General features: G+C 74.0%; 14 protein-coding genes. 6 read left to right on the top strand and 8 right to left on the bottom strand.

The genetic code is table 11. From position 1 onward, the window contains the following. Nucleotides 1–251 precede the first annotated feature (251 nt). From ACZ5GP_RS29030 to ACZ5GP_RS29010, 5 genes are all read right to left on the bottom strand, one after another. Complete coding sequence (locus ACZ5GP_RS29030; RefSeq protein WP_468753646.1) at nucleotides 252–1421, bottom strand: methyltransferase; 1170 nt, start codon at nucleotides 1419–1421, stop codon at nucleotides 252–254. Nucleotides 1422–1581: 160 nt separating this feature from the next. Further along, nucleotides 1582–2061 (bottom strand): NUDIX hydrolase, encoded by a 480-nt coding sequence (locus ACZ5GP_RS29025; protein ID WP_468753645.1) that lies wholly within the window; start codon nucleotides 2059–2061, stop codon nucleotides 1582–1584. Nucleotides 2062–2113: 52 nt separating this feature from the next. Further along, entirely contained in the window at nucleotides 2114–3724 is a 1611-nt protein-coding gene (gene lnt, locus ACZ5GP_RS29020) for an apolipoprotein N-acyltransferase (RefSeq protein ID WP_468753644.1), read from the bottom strand. A gap of 95 nt (nucleotides 3725–3819) precedes the next feature. Continuing rightward, nucleotides 3820–4377 (bottom strand): hypothetical protein, encoded by a 558-nt coding sequence (locus ACZ5GP_RS29015; RefSeq protein ID WP_468753643.1) that lies wholly within the window; start codon nucleotides 4375–4377, stop codon nucleotides 3820–3822. An 86-nt stretch (nucleotides 4378–4463) separates the two neighbouring features. Then, nucleotides 4464–5252, bottom strand: coding sequence for a glutamate racemase (locus tag ACZ5GP_RS29010; RefSeq protein ID WP_468753642.1), 789 nt, complete (start codon nucleotides 5250–5252; stop codon nucleotides 4464–4466). A gap of 58 nt (nucleotides 5253–5310) precedes the next feature. Between ACZ5GP_RS29010 and ACZ5GP_RS29005 the strand changes: the two genes are divergently transcribed. Continuing rightward, nucleotides 5311–6498, top strand: a complete 1188-nt coding sequence (locus tag ACZ5GP_RS29005) for a glycosyltransferase (RefSeq protein ID WP_468753641.1) — start codon at nucleotides 5311–5313, stop codon at nucleotides 6496–6498. Between the two features lie 4 nt (nucleotides 6499–6502). Here ACZ5GP_RS29005 and ACZ5GP_RS29000 read toward each other — a convergent pair whose 3' ends face one another. Further along, nucleotides 6503–7777, bottom strand: a complete 1275-nt coding sequence (locus tag ACZ5GP_RS29000; protein ID WP_468753718.1) for a TerD family protein — start codon at nucleotides 7775–7777, stop codon at nucleotides 6503–6505. Between the two features lie 301 nt (nucleotides 7778–8078). Between ACZ5GP_RS29000 and ACZ5GP_RS28995 the strand changes: the two genes are divergently transcribed. The 4 genes from ACZ5GP_RS28995 (at nucleotide 8079) to ACZ5GP_RS28980 (ending at nucleotide 12771) form a co-directional block, all read left to right on the top strand. Beyond that, nucleotides 8079–8513 (top strand): DUF6643 family protein, encoded by a 435-nt coding sequence (locus tag ACZ5GP_RS28995; protein WP_358913455.1) that lies wholly within the window; start codon nucleotides 8079–8081, stop codon nucleotides 8511–8513. A 46-nt stretch (nucleotides 8514–8559) separates the two neighbouring features. Next, nucleotides 8560–9384, top strand: coding sequence for an MOSC domain-containing protein (locus tag ACZ5GP_RS28990; RefSeq protein ID WP_468753640.1), 825 nt, complete (start codon nucleotides 8560–8562; stop codon nucleotides 9382–9384). A gap of 208 nt (nucleotides 9385–9592) precedes the next feature. Beyond that, nucleotides 9593–10198, top strand: a complete 606-nt coding sequence (locus ACZ5GP_RS28985; protein ID WP_468753639.1) for an Rv1733c family protein — start codon at nucleotides 9593–9595, stop codon at nucleotides 10196–10198. Nucleotides 10199–10371: 173 nt separating this feature from the next. After that, the gene (locus tag ACZ5GP_RS28980; RefSeq protein ID WP_468753638.1) at nucleotides 10372–12771 is read left to right on the top strand and encodes a right-handed parallel beta-helix repeat-containing protein; all 2400 of its coding nucleotides are present in this window, start codon (nucleotides 10372–10374) and stop codon (nucleotides 12769–12771) included. On the opposite strand, the gene ACZ5GP_RS28975 is transcribed toward ACZ5GP_RS28980, so the two are convergent. Next, nucleotides 12731–14995 (bottom strand): hypothetical protein, encoded by a 2265-nt coding sequence (locus ACZ5GP_RS28975; protein WP_468753717.1) that lies wholly within the window; start codon nucleotides 14993–14995, stop codon nucleotides 12731–12733. The genes ACZ5GP_RS28980 and ACZ5GP_RS28975 overlap by 41 nt on opposite strands. A gap of 284 nt (nucleotides 14996–15279) precedes the next feature. On the opposite strand from ACZ5GP_RS28975, the gene ACZ5GP_RS28970 reads away from it, so the two are divergent. Then, nucleotides 15280–16176 (top strand): DeoR/GlpR family DNA-binding transcription regulator, encoded by an 897-nt coding sequence (locus ACZ5GP_RS28970; RefSeq protein WP_468753637.1) that lies wholly within the window; start codon nucleotides 15280–15282, stop codon nucleotides 16174–16176. Between the two features lie 12 nt (nucleotides 16177–16188). On the opposite strand, the gene cds1 is transcribed toward ACZ5GP_RS28970, so the two are convergent. Then, nucleotides 16189–17286, bottom strand: coding sequence for an L-cysteine desulfhydrase Cds1 (gene cds1, locus ACZ5GP_RS28965; RefSeq protein ID WP_468753716.1), 1098 nt, complete (start codon nucleotides 17284–17286; stop codon nucleotides 16189–16191). Between the last annotated feature and the right edge of the window lie 21 nt (nucleotides 17287–17307).

The raw sequence follows: 17307 nt of genomic DNA, 5'->3' as shown, positions 1-17307 counted from the left end.
TACAGGGATACGTGGTGGGGGCGCGGGTTCCACGAGAACGCCGGGTCAGTCGTCGCGAGACGGTTGGATCCGGCGTAACCGGAACGGACCGGCTGCACCGGAACGGATCGGCCTCGGCATTCCTCCCTCCGACGCTGCCACCGCCCGGGCGCCGCCGCGAACCCGAAGAGGGCCGTTCGGCCCCGCCGGCGGGAACCGGCGCGGCGGCGGCCGGCACACGCGGGCGCGGCGCGGCGACGGCCCGCCGCGGCTCAGTGGCCGCCCTTGACCGCCCGCAGCACGACGAACTTCGGGTCGCTCGCCACGACTTCCGCGTTGCCGAAGAGCTTGCGGAGCTTCACGTGGTAGCCGAGGTGGCGGTTGCCGATGACCCACAGCTCCCCGCCGGGGCGCAGCGCGGCCCGCGCGCCGCCGAACATGCGCCGGGCGGTCGCGCCGGTCGTGGCCTGGTGGCTGTGGAACGGCGGATTGTTCAGGACGAGGTCCACCGACCCGGGCGGCACGGCGGCCAGCGCGTCCCCGGCCACGAAGTGCGCCTTCGCGCCCTGGGCGGCATTGGCCCGGAAGGTGGCCTCGGCGGAGGCGACGGCCTGGAACGACTCGTCGATGAAGGTGACGGCGGCGTCGGGCTCGGCGACGGACGCGGCGGTGCCGAGCACTCCGTTGCCGCAGCCCAGGTCCACGACGTGCGCGCCGGCGCGGGCGCGCGGCAGGTGCTTCAGAAAGAAGCGGGTGCCGATGTCGAGCCGGTCGGCGCAGAAGATGCCGGCGTGGTTGACGACCGTCAGCCCGGCGCCGGCCCCGGCGTCGTCGGCCAGCGCGTAGGTGGTCGGCCAAGGGCTCGGTCCCGGGGTGCGCGCCGGGTCCGGGGTGCTGAAGACGAGCCGCGCCTTCTGCCGGGCCAGTGAGGTCCTGGTCGGCCCGACGAGCCGCTCGAACAGCTCCAGCGTCGACGTGTGGATCTCGGTGACCATGCCGGTGCCGACGACGACGGTGCCCTCGTGCAGTGCGGGGGCCAGCCGGTGGAGCTGGTCCTCCAGGAGAGCGAGGCTCTTCGGCACGCGGACCAGGAGGACGTCGATCCGCGCGGGCGGCGTGTCCCTGGTCGTCAGGAGCCGTGCCGCGTCCGGCGCCAGGCCCGCCCGCCCCAGGTTGACCAGGGTGGCCCGCTGGGCGAGGAAGGAGTCGGTGATCTGCACCGGCACGCGCGTGTGCCCGGCGAGAACGGTCGTCAGCGCCCCCCACCGGTCGCCCAGGACGGCGACGGTGCCGCTCAGGTCGGCGGCCGGCGCCCCTTCCTCGCCGGCGAGGTGCCGCAGCAGATAGGCGTCGGCCGCCGACCAGGCGCGCAGCTGATCGCGGGGGTCCTCCGGGAAGCGGGTGAGGTCGTACGCGCCCCATGACGTGCTCAAACGGTTCATCGTGCCCTCAGGCTAACGGAGGTCCCACCGGCCGCGGCGGGGCCCGGTGGGACACGGCAGCCGGCAGGGCACGGCCGGCACTCGGCGTCCCGCGCCCCGCTCTCGGCACCCGTGCCCGCTCTGGGCGCCCGTGCCGCTCTCGGCGCTCCGTGGCCGCCTCTCAGCGCTCCGCGGTCGGCTCGAACCACGTGGGGCCCTCCACCAGCGCCTGCTTGACGCGGAAGAGCGAGAACTCGTGCAGGTCCGGCAGCGCGTCCACGTCGAACCACGCCACCTCCAGCGACTCGTCGTCGTTGACGCGTGCCTCGCCGCCGACGGCCCGGCAGCGCAGCGTGATGTCCATGTACTGGCAGGTGTCGCCGTTGGGGTAGGTGACCGGTTCGAGCGCCTGCACCAGCACCACGCGCTCGGGCACGCAGCGCACGGCCGTCTCCTCGTACACCTCGCGCACCGCGCACTCCGCGGGCTGCTCCCCCGGTTCCGGGATCCCGCCGATCACCGACCACCGGCCGTTGTCGGAGCGCCGTCCGAGCAGCACTCTGCCCGCGTCGTCGAAGACGATGGCGGTGACCCCGGGGAGCCACAGGAGTTGCTGGCCCGCGTCGGCGCGGATCGTGCGGATGAAATCGGGAGTTGCCATGTTCCGACCCTAGCCGCGCCTCACCGCCGCCCCTGCCGACACCGGCCGGGGGTCACTCGCCGGTGGTCCGCCGGGTCCGCGTCGACGCCAGGGCCCAGCCGAGTCCGCCCGCGGCGAGCAGCGCCAGGACGCCCTCGGGCAGCGCACCGAGGCGGGTGGCCGGGGTCCGCGACGAGCGCAGCGGGATCTCCTCCACGAGCGAGTCGGCGGTGAACCACTTCGTCTTCGCCCGCACCGTGCCGTCCGGCATGATGACCGCGCTGACGCCACTGGTCACCGGGACGACGACGGCGCGGCTGTGCTCGACCGCGCGCACCCGGGACATCGCGAGCTGCTGGTACGTCATCTCGCTGCGGTCGAAGGTGGCGTTGTTGCTGGGTACGGAGATGATCTGGGCGCCGCCCGTCACGGTGTCCCGCACGGCCCGGTCGAAGGCGGCCTCGTAGCAGGTCGCGATGCCCACCTTGGTGCCGGCCATGGTGAAGACGCCGGGCCGGGATCCCCGGCTGAAGTCCTGGCGGACCATGTCGACGTCGCTGCTGAAGACCCCGATGAGGCCGCGCAGCGGGATGTACTCGCCGAAGGGCTGGATCTGCCGCTTGTCGTAGGTGTCCGTGGGGCCCTTCTCCGGGTCCCACAGGATCTGCTCGTTGTAGAGCTTGCCGTCCGGCTTCTCGACGACGCCGCCCACCGACAGCGGGACCCCGATCGCCGCGACGGCGTCCTTGATCTCCTGGCGCGCGTCGGGGTTGGTGAACGGGTCGATGTCGGAGGAGTTCTCCGGCCACAGCACGAGGTCGGGGCGCTTGATCCGGCCGGCCTTCACCTCGGCGGCCAGGCGCTTGGTCTCGCGCACGTGGTGGTCGAGGACCGCGCGGCGCTGCGCGTTGAAGCCGAGCCCCGCGCGCGGGACGTTGCCCTGGATCGCGGCGACGGTCGCGCTGCCGTCCTGCGCGTCGTCGCCGACGAGGGGCCGCGCGGCGAAGGCGCCGAGGAGGGGTACGAGCACACTGAGCACGGCGACGGCCATCGCCCCGCGCCGCGGACCACCCTCGGCGCGCGCGTCCCGGGCCCGGCGCGCGACCTCGTACAGGCCGAAGCCGCACAGGACGACCGCGAAGCCGAGCACGGGGGTGCCGCCGAGCGCGGCGAGCGGCAGGAAGACACCGTCCGCCTGGCCGAAGGCGATCTTGCCCCAGGGGAAGCCGCCGAAGGGCGCACGCGCGCGTGCCGCCTCGCCCGCGGTCCACAGGGCGGCTGCCCACAGCGGATGGCCGGGCAGGCGGGAGACCGCCGCGATGCCCGCGCCGACCAGGGCGACGAAGACGGCCTCGACGGCGGCGAGCGCCAGCCACGGTCCCGGGCCGACCTCGACGCCGGTCCACACCAGGAGCGGCAGCAGGAAACCGAGGCCGAAGAGGTAGCCGAGGCCGAAGCCGGCCTTCCAGGTGCGGCCGCGCAGCGTCCCGGCGAGGACGGCGAAGGCGGGCAGGGCGAGCCACCACAGCGTGCGGGGCGGGAAGCTGACGTAGAGCAGCACTCCGGAGAGGGCCGCCGAGGTGGCGGGCACGAGCCGTCGCAGGGCGCGCGTGGGGCGGGGGGCCGGCGCGGGCCGCGGATCGAGCTGGTCCGGCTCGTCCACGGGAGTGGTGGTGGCGGTCACCCGGGGAGTGTACGGCGCCTCACCTGGGCGCCGACAGCGCGGTCGGAGCGCCCGAAGGCACCCCGTTCCGGCGCGGTGGACGCCCTCGCCCGGGGTCAGGGCGATGTACCCCTGAGCTTCAGCCGGGCCCGGATCGCGCGGACCGCGGATTCGGCGTCGTCCACGGTCACCGTGAACGTATGGCCGTCGCCCAGCCGGATCACCATGCCCTCGCCGCGCCGGACCACGACGGCCGTGCCCTTCTCGGGCCGCCACCGGTAGCCCCAGCCGCCCCAGTGCCGGGGGGTGACCGTGGGGGCGAAGTCCGCGCCGACGACGTGGGAGAGCGGGATGTGGCGGCGCGGCAGGCCCAGATGGCCGCAGCGCACCTCCAGGGAGTCCTTGTCGACCTTCACGGCCACATGGACGAAGGCGAGGGTCCCGAAGAGCATCAGCAGGCCGGCGGCGATGCAGCCCACGACGGACATGAGCAGGGGCGCGATGCCCGAGGTCCACACGGAGCCGACCGCGAGCGCGATGCCGAGGGCCAGGCAGGCCGCGCCCGCGCAGGCCAGCAGCCACTGCACGCGGTTGGTCGCGCGGCCGGTCCAGACCTCGGCCTGGCCGTCGGTCACGGCTCGCTCGCCGTGCTCCTCATGGGCTCGGTCCTTCATGGCTTCGAGACTACTCAGGTTCCGCCGCGAAGGCATGCCGTCGCTCAGAGTGACCATCACGGGAGCAGGGGCAGCGCCGGGGAGAGTCAGAGCGCGGGGCTGACCGCCGCGAGCATGCGCCCCTCGGCGTACGCGAGCGCCGCCGCCGGCAGCCGCTCCTCGCGCCCGCTCAGCAGCACCGTGAGACCGGGCGCCGTCGTGCCGGACCCGGCGTCGGCCGACCGGCCGACCCGGCGCAGCGCCTGGGCGGCGACGGCACCGGCCGAGCCGTGCAGGACGAGCGGCGGCAGCTGGGGCTGCTGCACGGCGGCGCGGATCCGCTCCGCGACCAGTTCGTAATGGGTGCAGCCCAGGACGACGGCCCTTACATCGGGCGGGGTCAGGGCAGCGGCGGCGGCGATCGTCTCGTCGATGGCCTGCTCGTCCGCGTACTGCACGGCGTCGGCGAGGCCGGGGCAGGGCACCTCGGTGACGGCGACGCCGCTCGCGAACTGCTCGATGAGGCCGCGCTGGTAGGGGCTGCCGGTGGTGGCGGGCGTGGCCCAGATGGCGACGGGGCCGCCACCGGAGGCGGCGGGCTTGATGGCCGGCACGGTCCCGATCACCGGGATGGCGGGCTCCAGGCGGGCCCTCATGGCGGGCAGCGTGTGCACGGACGCGGTGTTGCAGGCCACGATCAAGGCGTCGGGCCGGTGCGCGGCGGCGGCCTCGGCGACGGCGAGGGCACGCCTGGTGAGGTCCTGCGGGGTGCGCGGCCCCCACGGCATCCCGTCGGGGTCGGAGGCGAGCACCAGATCGGCGTCGGGCCGCAGGCGGCGCACCGCGGCAGCCGCGGCGAGCAGTCCGATACCGGAGTCCATGAGCGCGATCTTCACCCGGTCACCATAGTCGATGGCCCCCACGGGCCCGGTTCCGTGGGGCAGACTTCGACGGATGAGCGCCGTTGCGTGGACCGCCGCCGGATCGCTTGCCGCGTGGCTGTGGCTGCTGTGGGGGCAGGGTTTCTTCTGGCGTACGGACGTACGCCTTCCGCCCCGTGCGGACCCCGGGCGCTGGCCGTCGGTCGGTGTGGTCGTGCCCGCCAGGGACGAGGCGGACATGCTGCCCGTGAGCCTGCCGTCCCTGCTCGCGCAGGACTATCCGGGCCGGGCCGAGGTCTTCCTCGTCGACGACGGCAGCTCGGACGGCACGGGCGAGCTGGCGCGCGCGCTGGCCGAACGGCACGGGGGCCTGCCGCTGACCGTCGGCTCGCCCGGTGAACCGCCCGCGGGGTGGACGGGCAAGCTCTGGGCGGTGCGGCACGGGATCGGTCTGGCCCGTGCCCGGGACCCGGAGTACCTGCTGCTCACCGACGCGGACATCGCTCACGCGCCGGACAGCCTGCGGCAGCTCGTGGCCGCCGCCCACGCGGGCGGTTTCGACCTGGTGTCGCAGATGGCCCGGCTGCGCGTGCGCAGCCTGTGGGAGCGCCTGGTGGTGCCGGCCTTCGTCTACTTCTTCGCCCAGCTCTATCCCTTCCGCCAGATCGGGCGGAAGGGGGCGCGCACGACGGCCGCGGCGGGCGGTTGCGTCCTGCTGCGCGCCGACGCCGCCGAGCGGGCGGGCGTTCCCGACTCCATCCGGCACGCGGTGATCGACGACGTGGCGCTGGCGCGCGCGGTGCGGCGCTCGGGCGGCCACCTCTGGCTGGGGCTCGCCGAGGGCGTCGACAGTGTGCGCCCCTATCCCCGCCTCGCGGATCTGTGGCAGATGGTGGCGCGCAGCGCGTACGCCCAGCTACGGCACAACCCGCTCGTGCTCGCCGGCACGGTCGTCGGGCTCGGGGTGGTCTACCTCGCCCCGCCGTGCGCCCTGGTCGTGGGCCTGGCCACGGGCGAAGTGTGGGCCGCCGTGCCGGGGGGCCTGGCGTGGCTGGTGATGACCGGCACGTACCTGCCGATGCTGCGGTACTACGGGCAGCCCTGGTGGCTCGCTCCCCTCCTGCCCGCGACCGCCTTCCTGTACCTCCTGATGACGGTCGACTCGGCGGTGCGGCACTACAAGGGGCGGGGCGCGGCCTGGAAGGGGCGTACGTACGCGCGCCCGGACGCCGCGACCGGGCCCGCCGTGGAGCGGCGCTGAGCGGTCACTTCCTGCCCGGGGTCCAGTTCATGCCCCACCCGTAGGCCTGGTCGATGGTGCGCTGCGGGCTCACCCCGCGCTCGGGCACGAGGTAGCGGGCCTCGCGCTGGACGACGAGGTCGCCGCCGGTGTTGGTGAGCAGGGCCAGCGCGCACACCGTCGAGGGGACCGTGCACTCGTCGAGCGAGAAGTCGACCGCGGCGCCGTGCTGCGGCTGGAGGGTGACGGTGGCGTTGAGGTCGGCGAAGCTGCGGGCGCCCTCGTAGATGGTCACGAAGATGACGACGCGGCGGAAGTCCTTGATGTGGTCGAGGTTGATGGTGAGGTTCTCACCACTGGCGACCGCGCCGGTGCGGTCGTCGCCGTCGAGCAGCATGTACGGCGGCTGGTGCAGCGCCCCGAAGGCGTTGCCGAGGGCCTGGACGACTCCCTTGCGGCCGTCGGCGAGTTCGTAGAGCGCGCAGAGGTCCAGATCGAGGTCGGCGTGCAGGGCGACGGCCCTGCCGAGCTTCGCGCCCCAGCTCTTGAACTGCTTGCGCGTCTGCCAGTTGAGGTTCACGCGCATGGCGCCCGAGGTGCCGCCCTGCTTGGTCAGCGAGACGGACGGGGCGTCCTTCGTCAACGTGACCTTGGTCAGGCGCACAGGGGTGGGGGCGGGGTCGGGTGCGGGTGGAGACACGGGCGCGGGTGCGGCGGCAGGTACCGGTGCGGGTTCGGGTGCCGGTGCGGGTGCGGCGGCGGGAGGCGGTGTCCTGGCCGGCTGGTCCACCGTGATCCCGTAGTCCGTCGCGAGCCCCTCCAGGCCGCTGCCGTATCCCTGGCCCACTGCGCGGAACTTCCACGCGCCCTGGCGCCGGTAGAGCTCGCCGAGCACGAAGGCCCGCTCCACGGTCGCGTCCGCGCTGTCGTAGCGGGCGAGTTCGGCGCCGCCGGCCGCGTCGAGCACCCGGATGTACAGGCCGGGGACCTGCCCGAAGGTGCCGCTGTCGGCCGAGGCCGCGAGCACCACGGTCTCGATCGCGGGCTCCACGCGCGCGAGGTCGACGGTCAGCACGTCGCTGACGCCGCCCTCGGCGCGCCGCTTGCCCTCGTGGCGCACCGCGCCGGAGGAGTGGGCGGGCTGGTTGTAGAAGACGAAGTCCGCGTCCGAGCGCACCTTCCCGGAAGCGGTGAGCAGCAGGGCGGACGCGTCGGCGTCGGGCACCCCGGCGCCCGAGGCCCACCCCAGCTCCACCCGCACCGCGGATGCCGGCAGGGGAACGTTCGATCCTTTAGACATGGTCATGTCCGCACCCAATCGTGAGTCACCGCGTCCGGCAGGGCCGCCGATTCCGTTCGCCGCCAACCTATTACCCGCGTCACAGGCGGGCCCATGACCGCGTCCCGCGGGCCTCGCGCCCGCGCTGCGGCCGACCGCGGGTAACCCGCCAGGATCACGGTCTTTACACGATTCGTACGCCGTTCGGCGACCGATTTTCCCAAGTTCGCTCGCATTGGGGGTCCATCGCCACCGCCGACACGTAAAACAACCCTCTTATCGGTCTCCCCAACCAGCACATCAAGGGCTTAACTTATGGGGTATGACCTCCCCCCGCTCCACCTATGGCGGCGGTTACTACTCCGCGCCGTCCTTCACGGACACTCCGATCTACGACTCCCTCGTCGCAGAGCGGGGCACTCCCCAGATCGCCCCGATTCGGGTCCCCTCCGCGTACGACACGGGTAGCCACAGCCACCTGCCCGCCCTCCAGTCCGCGCTGCCCGCGCTGCCGGCGGCCCCCGCCCAGCACAATCCGGGGTACGGCTACCCGCAGGCCCAGCAGCCGGCCCCGCTGCACCAGGCCGCTCCCGCGCCCTACATCCCGCAGCAGGCCGCCGCTCCGCGCGGGTATCCCGGCGCCCAGCCCCAGCGGCCGGCCGCCGGCACGGGGTACGAGGCGATGCGCCCGGCGGCGCCCCGCCCCGCTCCCGCGCCGTACGAGGATCCGTACAACCGCCCCTATCGCGGGTACTGATCGCCTTGGGGCGTCGCTGTCAGTGACTGCTGGCAGGATGTCCCCCATGTCGAAACCAGCCCTTCGGTCGATCCACATCCACCCGCTCAAGGCGGCCCAGGGGCATGCCCCGCGCGAGGCCGTCGTGGAGCCCTGGGGGCTCGCGGGTGACCGACGGTGGATGCTGGTGGACGACGACGGCCGGTTCATCTCGCAACGGGCGCATCCGCGCATGGCGTTGGCCGCCGCCGGGCTTCTGCCCGGCGGCGGCATCCGGGTGTCCGCTCCCGGCCGCAGGCCCCTTTCGATCGCCGTGCCCGAGCCGGTGGAGACGGTGCCGGTGGAGATCTGGCGGGACAAGGTCGAGGCGGTGCCGGCGAGCGCCGAGGCGCACGTCTGGTTCAGCGCCCACCTCGACACGAGCGTGCGGCTCGTGCACCTCGACGACCCCGCCGAGCGCCGCCCCCTCCACCCCGGGTACGCCGAGGAGGGCGAGACGGTCAGCCTGGCGGACGGCTTTCCGCTGCTGCTCACCACGCTCTCCTCGCTGGACGCCCTGAACTCCCTGATCGCCCAGGGGGACCACGCCGACGAGGGCCCGCTCACGATGAACCGCTTCCGGCCCAATGTCGTCGTGGACGGCACCCCGCCCTGGGCCGAGGACGACTGGAAGCGCCTGTCCATAGGCGAGGTCACCTTCCGCGTCGTCAAGAAGTGCGGGCGCTGCGTCGTGACGACCACCGACCAGAACACCGCGGAGCGCGGCAAGGAACCGCTGCGCACGCTGGCCCGCCACCGCCGCTTCGGCGACCAGCTCGTCTTCGGGCAGAATCTGGTGCCCGAACACACCGGCACGATCCGCGTCGGTGACGCCGTCACGATCCTCGAATGACCGGCATGACCGGCATCCCCGCGGGGAACTCGTAGGCGGGGCACAGGCGTTGAGGTTCGTGGACGCGAGAGGGACGAGCTCGGCCGCGTAGGTGTCGTGAAGGAGGGCGGCTCCGCAGGACGATGCCGCTCCCCCATCCGGCCACCCGCGCGCGGGCCGTGCCCATCCAGTCCCGGCCATGACGGACGCGGAAGGGGGGTGCGGGGCTGTGCGAGCAGTCGCCGGACTCTGGCGGTGGCGGCACAATCCGCTGCGTCGCGGGACCGACCTGGCCGAGGCCTGGCTGGCGCTCGCCGCGCTCGTGCTGATCGTGGTCGGCGCCCCCCTCGTCGGCACGCTCGCCGCCGGTGTCTCGCGCGGCGCCCTGCTCGGTTCGGTGCGCGAGCAGCGCGAGACCCGCCACGCGGTCGTCGCCTCGGTCCTGCGGCGGGTCCCCGCTCCCCCGCTCGACCCCGACCCCGAGACCTCGTCGGCGCGCGACGCCCACAGCCGCGTGCTCGCGCGCTGGACGGCGCCGGACGGCACCCGTCGCGCAGGGGTCGTCGTGGCGGCGCTCGACACCCCGGAGGCCGGGGACCGCTTCCGGCTGTGGACCGATGAGCGCGGCCGGGTCGTCGGCCGGCCGCTGGACACCGCGACGGCGACCACGCACGCGGTCCTCGCCGGATTCGGCGCGGCCACGGCGAGCGTCGCCGTCATCGAGGGCACCCGCAGGCTCGTCCTGTGGCGGATCGTGCGCGGCCGCCACCGCCGTCTGGACCAGGCCTGGGCCAAGGCGGGCCCGGACTGGGGCAGGACCGGCACCGGTTCCTGAGCCGCCGCGCGGCCGACCGCGCGGGCAGCAGCCCGGCGATCGGGTCAACTGGCCCTGCTCCCGCGCGCTACGGTGGACCGGCCGAGGTCTTCGGCTCCTCGCGCGGCGGTGCGGCACATCGCGCACACCGGCGCAGGATCCCGCGTACGACGAGGTGGGGGCAGAGCAACTCCATGGCACAGGGCACGGTCCAGGTGACGCACACCGGCACGTCGCGGTGGCGGCGCCGCACCGGCGAGTACGCATCCCTCGCCGCCGCCTTGGAGGCCGCGGCCGACGGCGACATACTGACCGTCGCCCCGGGCACCTACCGCGAGAACCTCGTGGTCCGGCGCGCGGTCACGCTGCGCGGCCCGGAGGGTCCCGGGGGTTCCGTGCGCATCGCGCCGTCCGACGGCGTGCCGCTCACGGTGCGGGCCTCCGCGATCGTGCGGGACCTGCACATCGAGGGCCAGGACTCCGCCGCGCCCGCGCTGCTCGTCGAGGACGGCGCCCCCGAGCTGACGGACATCCGGGTCGTGACCCGCTCCGCGGCCGGCATAGAGGTGCGCGGCGGCGCCCGCCCCACCGTGCGCCGCTGCACCGTCGACAATCCCGGCGGCATCGGCATCGCGGTGCTCGACGGCGGCGGCGGGGTCTTCGAGGAGTGCGAGGTCGTCGCGGCGGGCCAGTCCGGCGTGGCGGTGCGCGGCGGCGCTCACCCGCGCCTGGAGCGCTGCCGGGTGCACCACGCGTCGGGCGCCGGGTTCTCGGTGACCGGCGAGCACACCGGCCTGGAGGCCATCGGCTGCGAGGTGTACGAGGTCAAGGGCTCGGGCGTCCACGTCACGGGGCGGGCGTCGGCCCAGCTGACCGACTGCGACGTGCACCGCACCACCGCGGACGGCGTCACACTCGACACGGACGCCGTGCTGACCCTGGCGGACTGCCGCATCCACGACATCCCGGAGAACGCGATCGACCTGCGTTCGCGCTCCGTGCTCACGCTGACGCGTTCCACGGTCTGCCGGTTCGGCCGCAACGGCCTGTCGGTGTGGGACCCGGGCACGCGCGTGGACGCCAACCAGTGCGAGATCCACGACAGCACGGGCGACTACCCGGCGGTCTGGGTCAGCGACGGCGCGACGGCCGTCCTGGAGTCCTGCCGGGTGCGGGACGTGCCGGACGCGCTGTTCGTCCTGGACCGGGGCTCGCGCGCCGACGTCGTGGACAGCGATCTGACGCAGGTGCGCAACACGGCGGTGTCGGTGAGCGACGGCGCGACCGCGCAGTTGGACGACTGCCGCATCCGGGAGGCGGCGACGGGCGCGTGGTTCCGCGACCACGGCAGCGGCGGCACCCTCTCCGGCTGCACGATCGACGACGTACAGACCGGCGTGATCGTCACCAAGGGCGCGGATCCCACCATCGAGCGCTGCACGGTCACCTCGCCCGCCGAGGCGGGTTTCTACGTCTCCGCGGGCGGCCGCGGCGGCTTCCACGGCTGCCGGGTCAGCGGCAGCGGCGGGTACGGCTTCCACGTCATCGACGGCTGTCGTACGACGCTCAAGAAGTGCCGCACGGAGCGGTGCGCGCGCGGCGGCTTCGAGTTCGCGGAGGAGGGTCCGCTGGTCGAGGACTGCGCGAGCGACGAGAGCGGCGGGCCGCGCGCTCCGGGTGCACCGCCGCAGGAGGCGCCGGCCGTGCGGACCGCCACCCAGACCGTGGGGCTGCTCGCCCCCGTCCCCGCCCAGCAGGTGCCGCCGGTGCCCGTGCCGTCCGCCCGCGCCGCCAAGGAGGTGCTGGGCGAACTCGACGCACTGGTCGGCCTGGACAGCGTCAAGCGGGAGGTCCGCGCCCTCACCGACATGATCGAGGTGGGCCGCCGCAGGCAGCTGGCCGGGCTCAAGGCCGCCTCCGCCCGCCGCCACCTGGTCTTCACCGGCTCGCCGGGCACGGGCAAGACGACGGTCGCCCGGCTCTACGGCGAGATCCTCGCCTCGCTCGGTGTCCTGGAGAGCGGCCATCTCGTCGAGGTCTCGCGGGTCGATCTGGTCGGCGAGCACATCGGTTCGACGGCGATCCGCACCCAGGAGGCCTTCGACCGGGCGCGCGGCGGGGTGCTGTTCATCGACGAGGCGTACGCCCTGTCGCCCGAGGACTCCGGGCGCGACTTCGGCCGGGAGGCCATCGACACGCTCGTGAAGCTGATGGAGGACCACCGCGACGCCGTCGTGGTGATCGTCGCCGGCTACACGGCCGAGATGCGGCGCTTCCTCTCCGTCAACCCCGGCGTCGCGTCCCGGTTCTCGCGGACCATCACCTTCAGCGACTACGCCCCCGAGGAGCTGCTGCGGATCGTGGAGCAGCAGGCCGAGGAGCACGAGTACCGGCTCGGTGCGGGCGCCGGCGAGGCGCTCCTGAAGTACTTCACGGCGCTCCCGAAGGGTCCGGCGTTCGGCAACGGCCGCACCGCGCGGCAGACCTTCGAGGCGATGGTGGAGCGGCACGCGGGCCGCGTGGCCCAACTGCCCGAGCCGAGCAAGGACGACCTCACCCTGCTGTATCCGGAGGATCTGCCGGAGCCGGTGTGAGCGGTGGTGTCGCCGCGGGCCTCGGGGCGGGCACGACCGCCTTGAGGCGGGCGAGGAGCCGCGCGCGTTCCTCGGCGAACGCGGGGTCGGACTGGTAGTCGCCGTGGCCGCGGATCGGTGCCGGGAGCGGGTGTTCCTCCGTACGGCCGTAGGCGAGGGGGTCCTTGAGGGCGGCGCGGTCGACCTGTGGGCCGCAGTCGCCGCGCAGGTCGATGGGGCCGCCGATGGGGTCGGTGGGGCGGTGCAGGTTGCGCCAGCAGTCGACCTCGCGGTGCAGGGAGGTGAGCGCCGCCGGGCCGAAGTGGGCGGGGAACCAGCGGCCGTAGAGGCGCTCCAGGGGCGAGCCGTAGGTGAGCAGGGCGACCCGCCTGCGCACCGAGGGGCGCAGCTGCCAGGCGGCCGCCGCGGCGAGGACGCTGCCCTGGGAGTGACCGGAGAGGACGAGGCGGCCGCCCGTGGCGCTGGTGGCCCGGGTCCAGGCGGCCATCCGCCAGGTCAGGTCGGGGACGGCCCGCTCGGCGTAGCAGGGCGGGGCGAAGGGGTGGGCGGCGCGCGGCCAGAACGTGCCGACGTCCCACAGGATGCCGATGGTGCGGCGGGCCGAGGCGTCCTTGTAGGCGCGCCGGCCCCAGGTGACGAACAGTATGAAGCCGAAGCCGATCAGCCAGGAGCCGAGCGCCTGGCAGGTCTCGGCGGCGCCCTCCACGATGTCGGGGGTGCCTTGCGCGGCCTTGGCGGGGACCTTCTTCGTCAGCCAGGCACCGGCGAGGGCCCCCGCGCCGAGCAGCAGGGTGACGGCGGAGATGATGCCGACGAGCAGCGGGGCGCGGTCGGTCAGGGCGGCCCGTGCGCGGGTGCCCGCGATGCGGCGGGTGCGGGTGGTGTCCTGGGGCTCGCCTGCGTACTCGGCCGCCACCGCGGCCATCTCGCGGCGCTTGCGCTGGAGGGTGCGCACGCCGAACCAGGCGCACAGCAGGGCGACGACGACCAGGAGCGCCGGGATCACGGACGCCTGCCAGGTCAGGAGCACGGGCGGGCCGGCGATGGAGCCGTGTGCGCCGTCCAGCCAGTCGGCCACCCGCTGTGCGCCGCCGCCGGACATCACCCCGCCCAGGGAGCAGGCCAGCATCGCGACGGCGGGGCCGCCGAGGCCGCGGATGGCGGTACGGGCGTTGGGCGAGGTGCGGTACAGGCAGTGGGCACATCCGGCGAGGGCGACGATCAACAGGCCCTGAACGAGGGCGATGCCGCCGAAGGTCGCGTCGCCGGGCAGTCTGCCCGCGGACTGCCAGCCGGGGCGTGACCAGCCCGCGTACAGCAGGGTCAGCACGAGCAGGGCGAGCGTGGCCAGGGGGAGCCCGCGCACGAGGGCCCGGTCCAGTTCGCGGTCGAGGCGGTTCTCGGTGCGCCCCCTGCGGCACACCACCCACACGACGACTCCCGTGCCGAGGACGAACGCCGTGACGAGGGTCCAGCCGAGGACGTCGAGGAGGGCGGGGCCGCCGGGGCGCCGGTCGTGGCGCGCGGCCGCGGCGCCGACCGCGGCGGCGACGGTGAGCAGGCCCGCGGCGGTGTGGGCGGCGCGCAGCCGGGCGACGAGCCGCCGGCCGTACCAGAAGCCGGGCCTGCCGAGCGCGGTGCGGCTGGTCTCCTCCTCCGGGTCGGGCTGGTGGGGCAGCGGCTGCTGGGATTCGTACGCGCTCCAGGTGCGGTGGGAGAGGTACCAGAGCAGGCCGGTGAGGGCGGCGGGCAGCAGGGCGGCGAGGGCCAGGCGGCGGCCGGGCTGGGCCCACCAGCCGCCGTGGCCCGCGCCGTCGGTGGCGAGGAAGCCGAGCCAGGCGCGGCCGGCGGAGCACCGGGGGGTGCCCGCGCACTGCCAGGCCGTGAGGTCGAGCGCGACCTCGCAGGCGGCGGCGACGAGCAGCACGGTGAGGGTGAGCCCGGTCAGCCGCACCAGGAGGCCGTAGGTGCGCGCGAGGCGTCGGCGGTGGCGGGAGGTGGGGCGCATCCAGTGGGCGAGGTTGACGACCATGAAGGGCAGCAGCAGGAGCCACAGGGCGCGGGAGCCGTTGCCGGAGGTCAGGTTGCACCAGACGTAGGCCTCGGGGACCGGTTTGCCGCGGTAGTCGTCGGGGCGCGCTTCCGCGTCGGCGTCCTCGGCACGGCGGAAGAGCGCCGCCGTGTCGTCGCCGGCGATCCGCACGGTGCGCGGGTCGCCCAGCATCTGGTCCGGTGTGGTGCCCCCGACTCCATGGACCAGGAGTTCCAGGGCCGTCTCGTCCTGTGTCGCACGCTCCACTGTTCCGCTTCCCCCGAGGTGTGCGTGGTGGGGAACAAGGATCCCGGCTCACTGCCGACGGCGCACCCCTCGTCACGTAATCTCCCCTTCCCGGGTGGCCGTGAACCCGCGCGCGGGTGATCGTCCGGCTGTCGGTGGCACATGCGAGGATGAGGCCGTGCGCCGGTCGGGCGCGGCGGGTGTGACGAGGCAGAGGGGCCGGGCCGGGTGTGAGTGAGAACCAGAACCTTCTCGCCGAGCAGCGCCGTGCCCTGATCCTCGACGAGGTGCGTCGCCGGGGCGGGGTCCGTGTCAACGAACTCACCCGGAAGCTGGGCGTGTCCGACATGACGGTCCGCCGGGATCTCGACGCACTCTCGCGCCAGGGAGTCTTGGAGAAGGTGCACGGCGGTGCGGTGCCGGTGGTCGAGGCGAGCACGCACGAGCCCGGGTTCGAGGCGAAGTCCGGCCTGGAGCCGACCGCCAAGGAGGACATCGCGCGCACCGCCGCGTCCCTGGTGGCGCCGGGCTCGGCGATCGCGCTGTCCGGCGGCACGACGACGTACGCGCTGGCGCACCACCTCCTCGACGTGCCGGATCTGACGGTGGTGACCAATTCGGTGCGCGTCGCGGACGTGTTCCACAGCGCCCAGCGCAGCTCGGGGCAGCGGCAGGGCGGGGCCACGGTCGTGCTGACCGGCGGGGTGCGCACGCCCTCCGACTCGCTGGTCGGGCCGGTCGCGGACCAGGCGATCGCCTCGCTCCACTTCGACGTGCTCTTCCTCGGGGTGCACGGCATATCGCCGCAGGCCGGCCTGTCGACGCCCAATCTGGCCGAGGCGGAGACGAACCGGCGGCTGGTGCGGTCGGCGCGGCGGGTCGTGGTGGTCGCGGACCACACCAAGTGGGGCACGGTGGGGCTGAGTTCGTTCGCCACGCTCTCGCAGGTGGACACGCTGGTGACCGACGCGGGGCTGCCGGCGGAGGCGCGTGCGGAGATCTCCGAGCGGCTGAACCGGCTGCTCGTGGCGGGCGAGGGCGGCGCGGGCACGGCACCGACCGCCGACGCTGACGAGACGTCGGACGCCGGGGGCCCGACGGACACCGAGGATGCGACCGGCACCTGACGGGCCGTCGGTCTACTCGGGCCACGCTCCCGTCGCGAGCAGCGTGTCGATCGCCCGGGCGTACGGCGTGATGTCCAGGCCCTGTTCGGCGAGCCAGGTGTCGGAGTAGTACTTGTCCAGGTAGCGGTCGCCCGGGTCGCAGATCAGGGTGACGACGCTGCCCGTGCGGCCCGCGGACACCATCTCGGCGACGATCTTCAGGGCGCTCCACAGGCCCGTGCCGGTGGAGCCGCCCGCCTTGCGGCCGATGGCCTGCTCCAGGGCGCGCACGGCGGCGACGGACGCCGCGTCGGGCACCTTCATCATGCGGTCGATCGCGCCGGGCACGAAGCTCGGTTCCATGCGGGGGCGGCCGATGCCCTCGATGCGGGAGCCGCAGTCACTCGTCGCGTCGGGGTCGCTCTTGGTCCAGCCGTCGAAGAAACAGGAGTTCTCCGGGTCGGCCACGCAGATGCGGGTGTCGTGCTGCATGTAGTGCACGTAGCGGGCGATGGTCGCCGAGGTGCCGCCGGTACCGGCCGTGGCGACGATCCACGCCGGCTCGGGGTAGCGCTCCAGGCGGAGCTGCTGGTAGATCGACTCGGCGATGTTGTTGTTGCCGCGCCAGTCGGTGGCGCGTTCCGCGTACGTGAACTGGTCCATGTAGTGGCCGCCGGTCTCGACGGCGAGGGCGGCCGACTCGGCGTACATCGTGCGCGGGTCGTCCACGAAATGGCACTGTCCGCCGTGGAATTCGATCAGCCGGATCTTCTCGGCGCTGGTCGTGCGCGGCATCACCGCGACGAAGGGCACGCCGACCAGTTTCGCGAAGTACGCCTCGGAGACGGCCGTGGAGCCGCTGGAGGCCTCGATGACGGGGCGGCCCGGCCTGATCCAGCCGTTGCACAGACCGTAGAGGAAGAGCGAACGGGCGAGGCGGTGCTTGAGGCTGCCGGTCGGATGCGTCGACTCGTCCTTCAGGTACAGGTCGATGCCCCAGTGCTCGGGCAGCGGGAAGCGCAGCAAGTGGGTGTCGGCCGACCGGTTGGCGTCGGCCTGGACCTTGCGGACGGCTTCTTTCAGCCAGGCGCGGTACTCCTCGTCGCTGTGGTCGACGTCGAGCGTGGGCATCGGACCGTCGGCTCGATCCGG

This window comes from Streptomyces sp. NPDC031466 (assembly GCF_055581265.1).
This window is presented reverse-complemented; position numbering and strand designations above follow the sequence as displayed.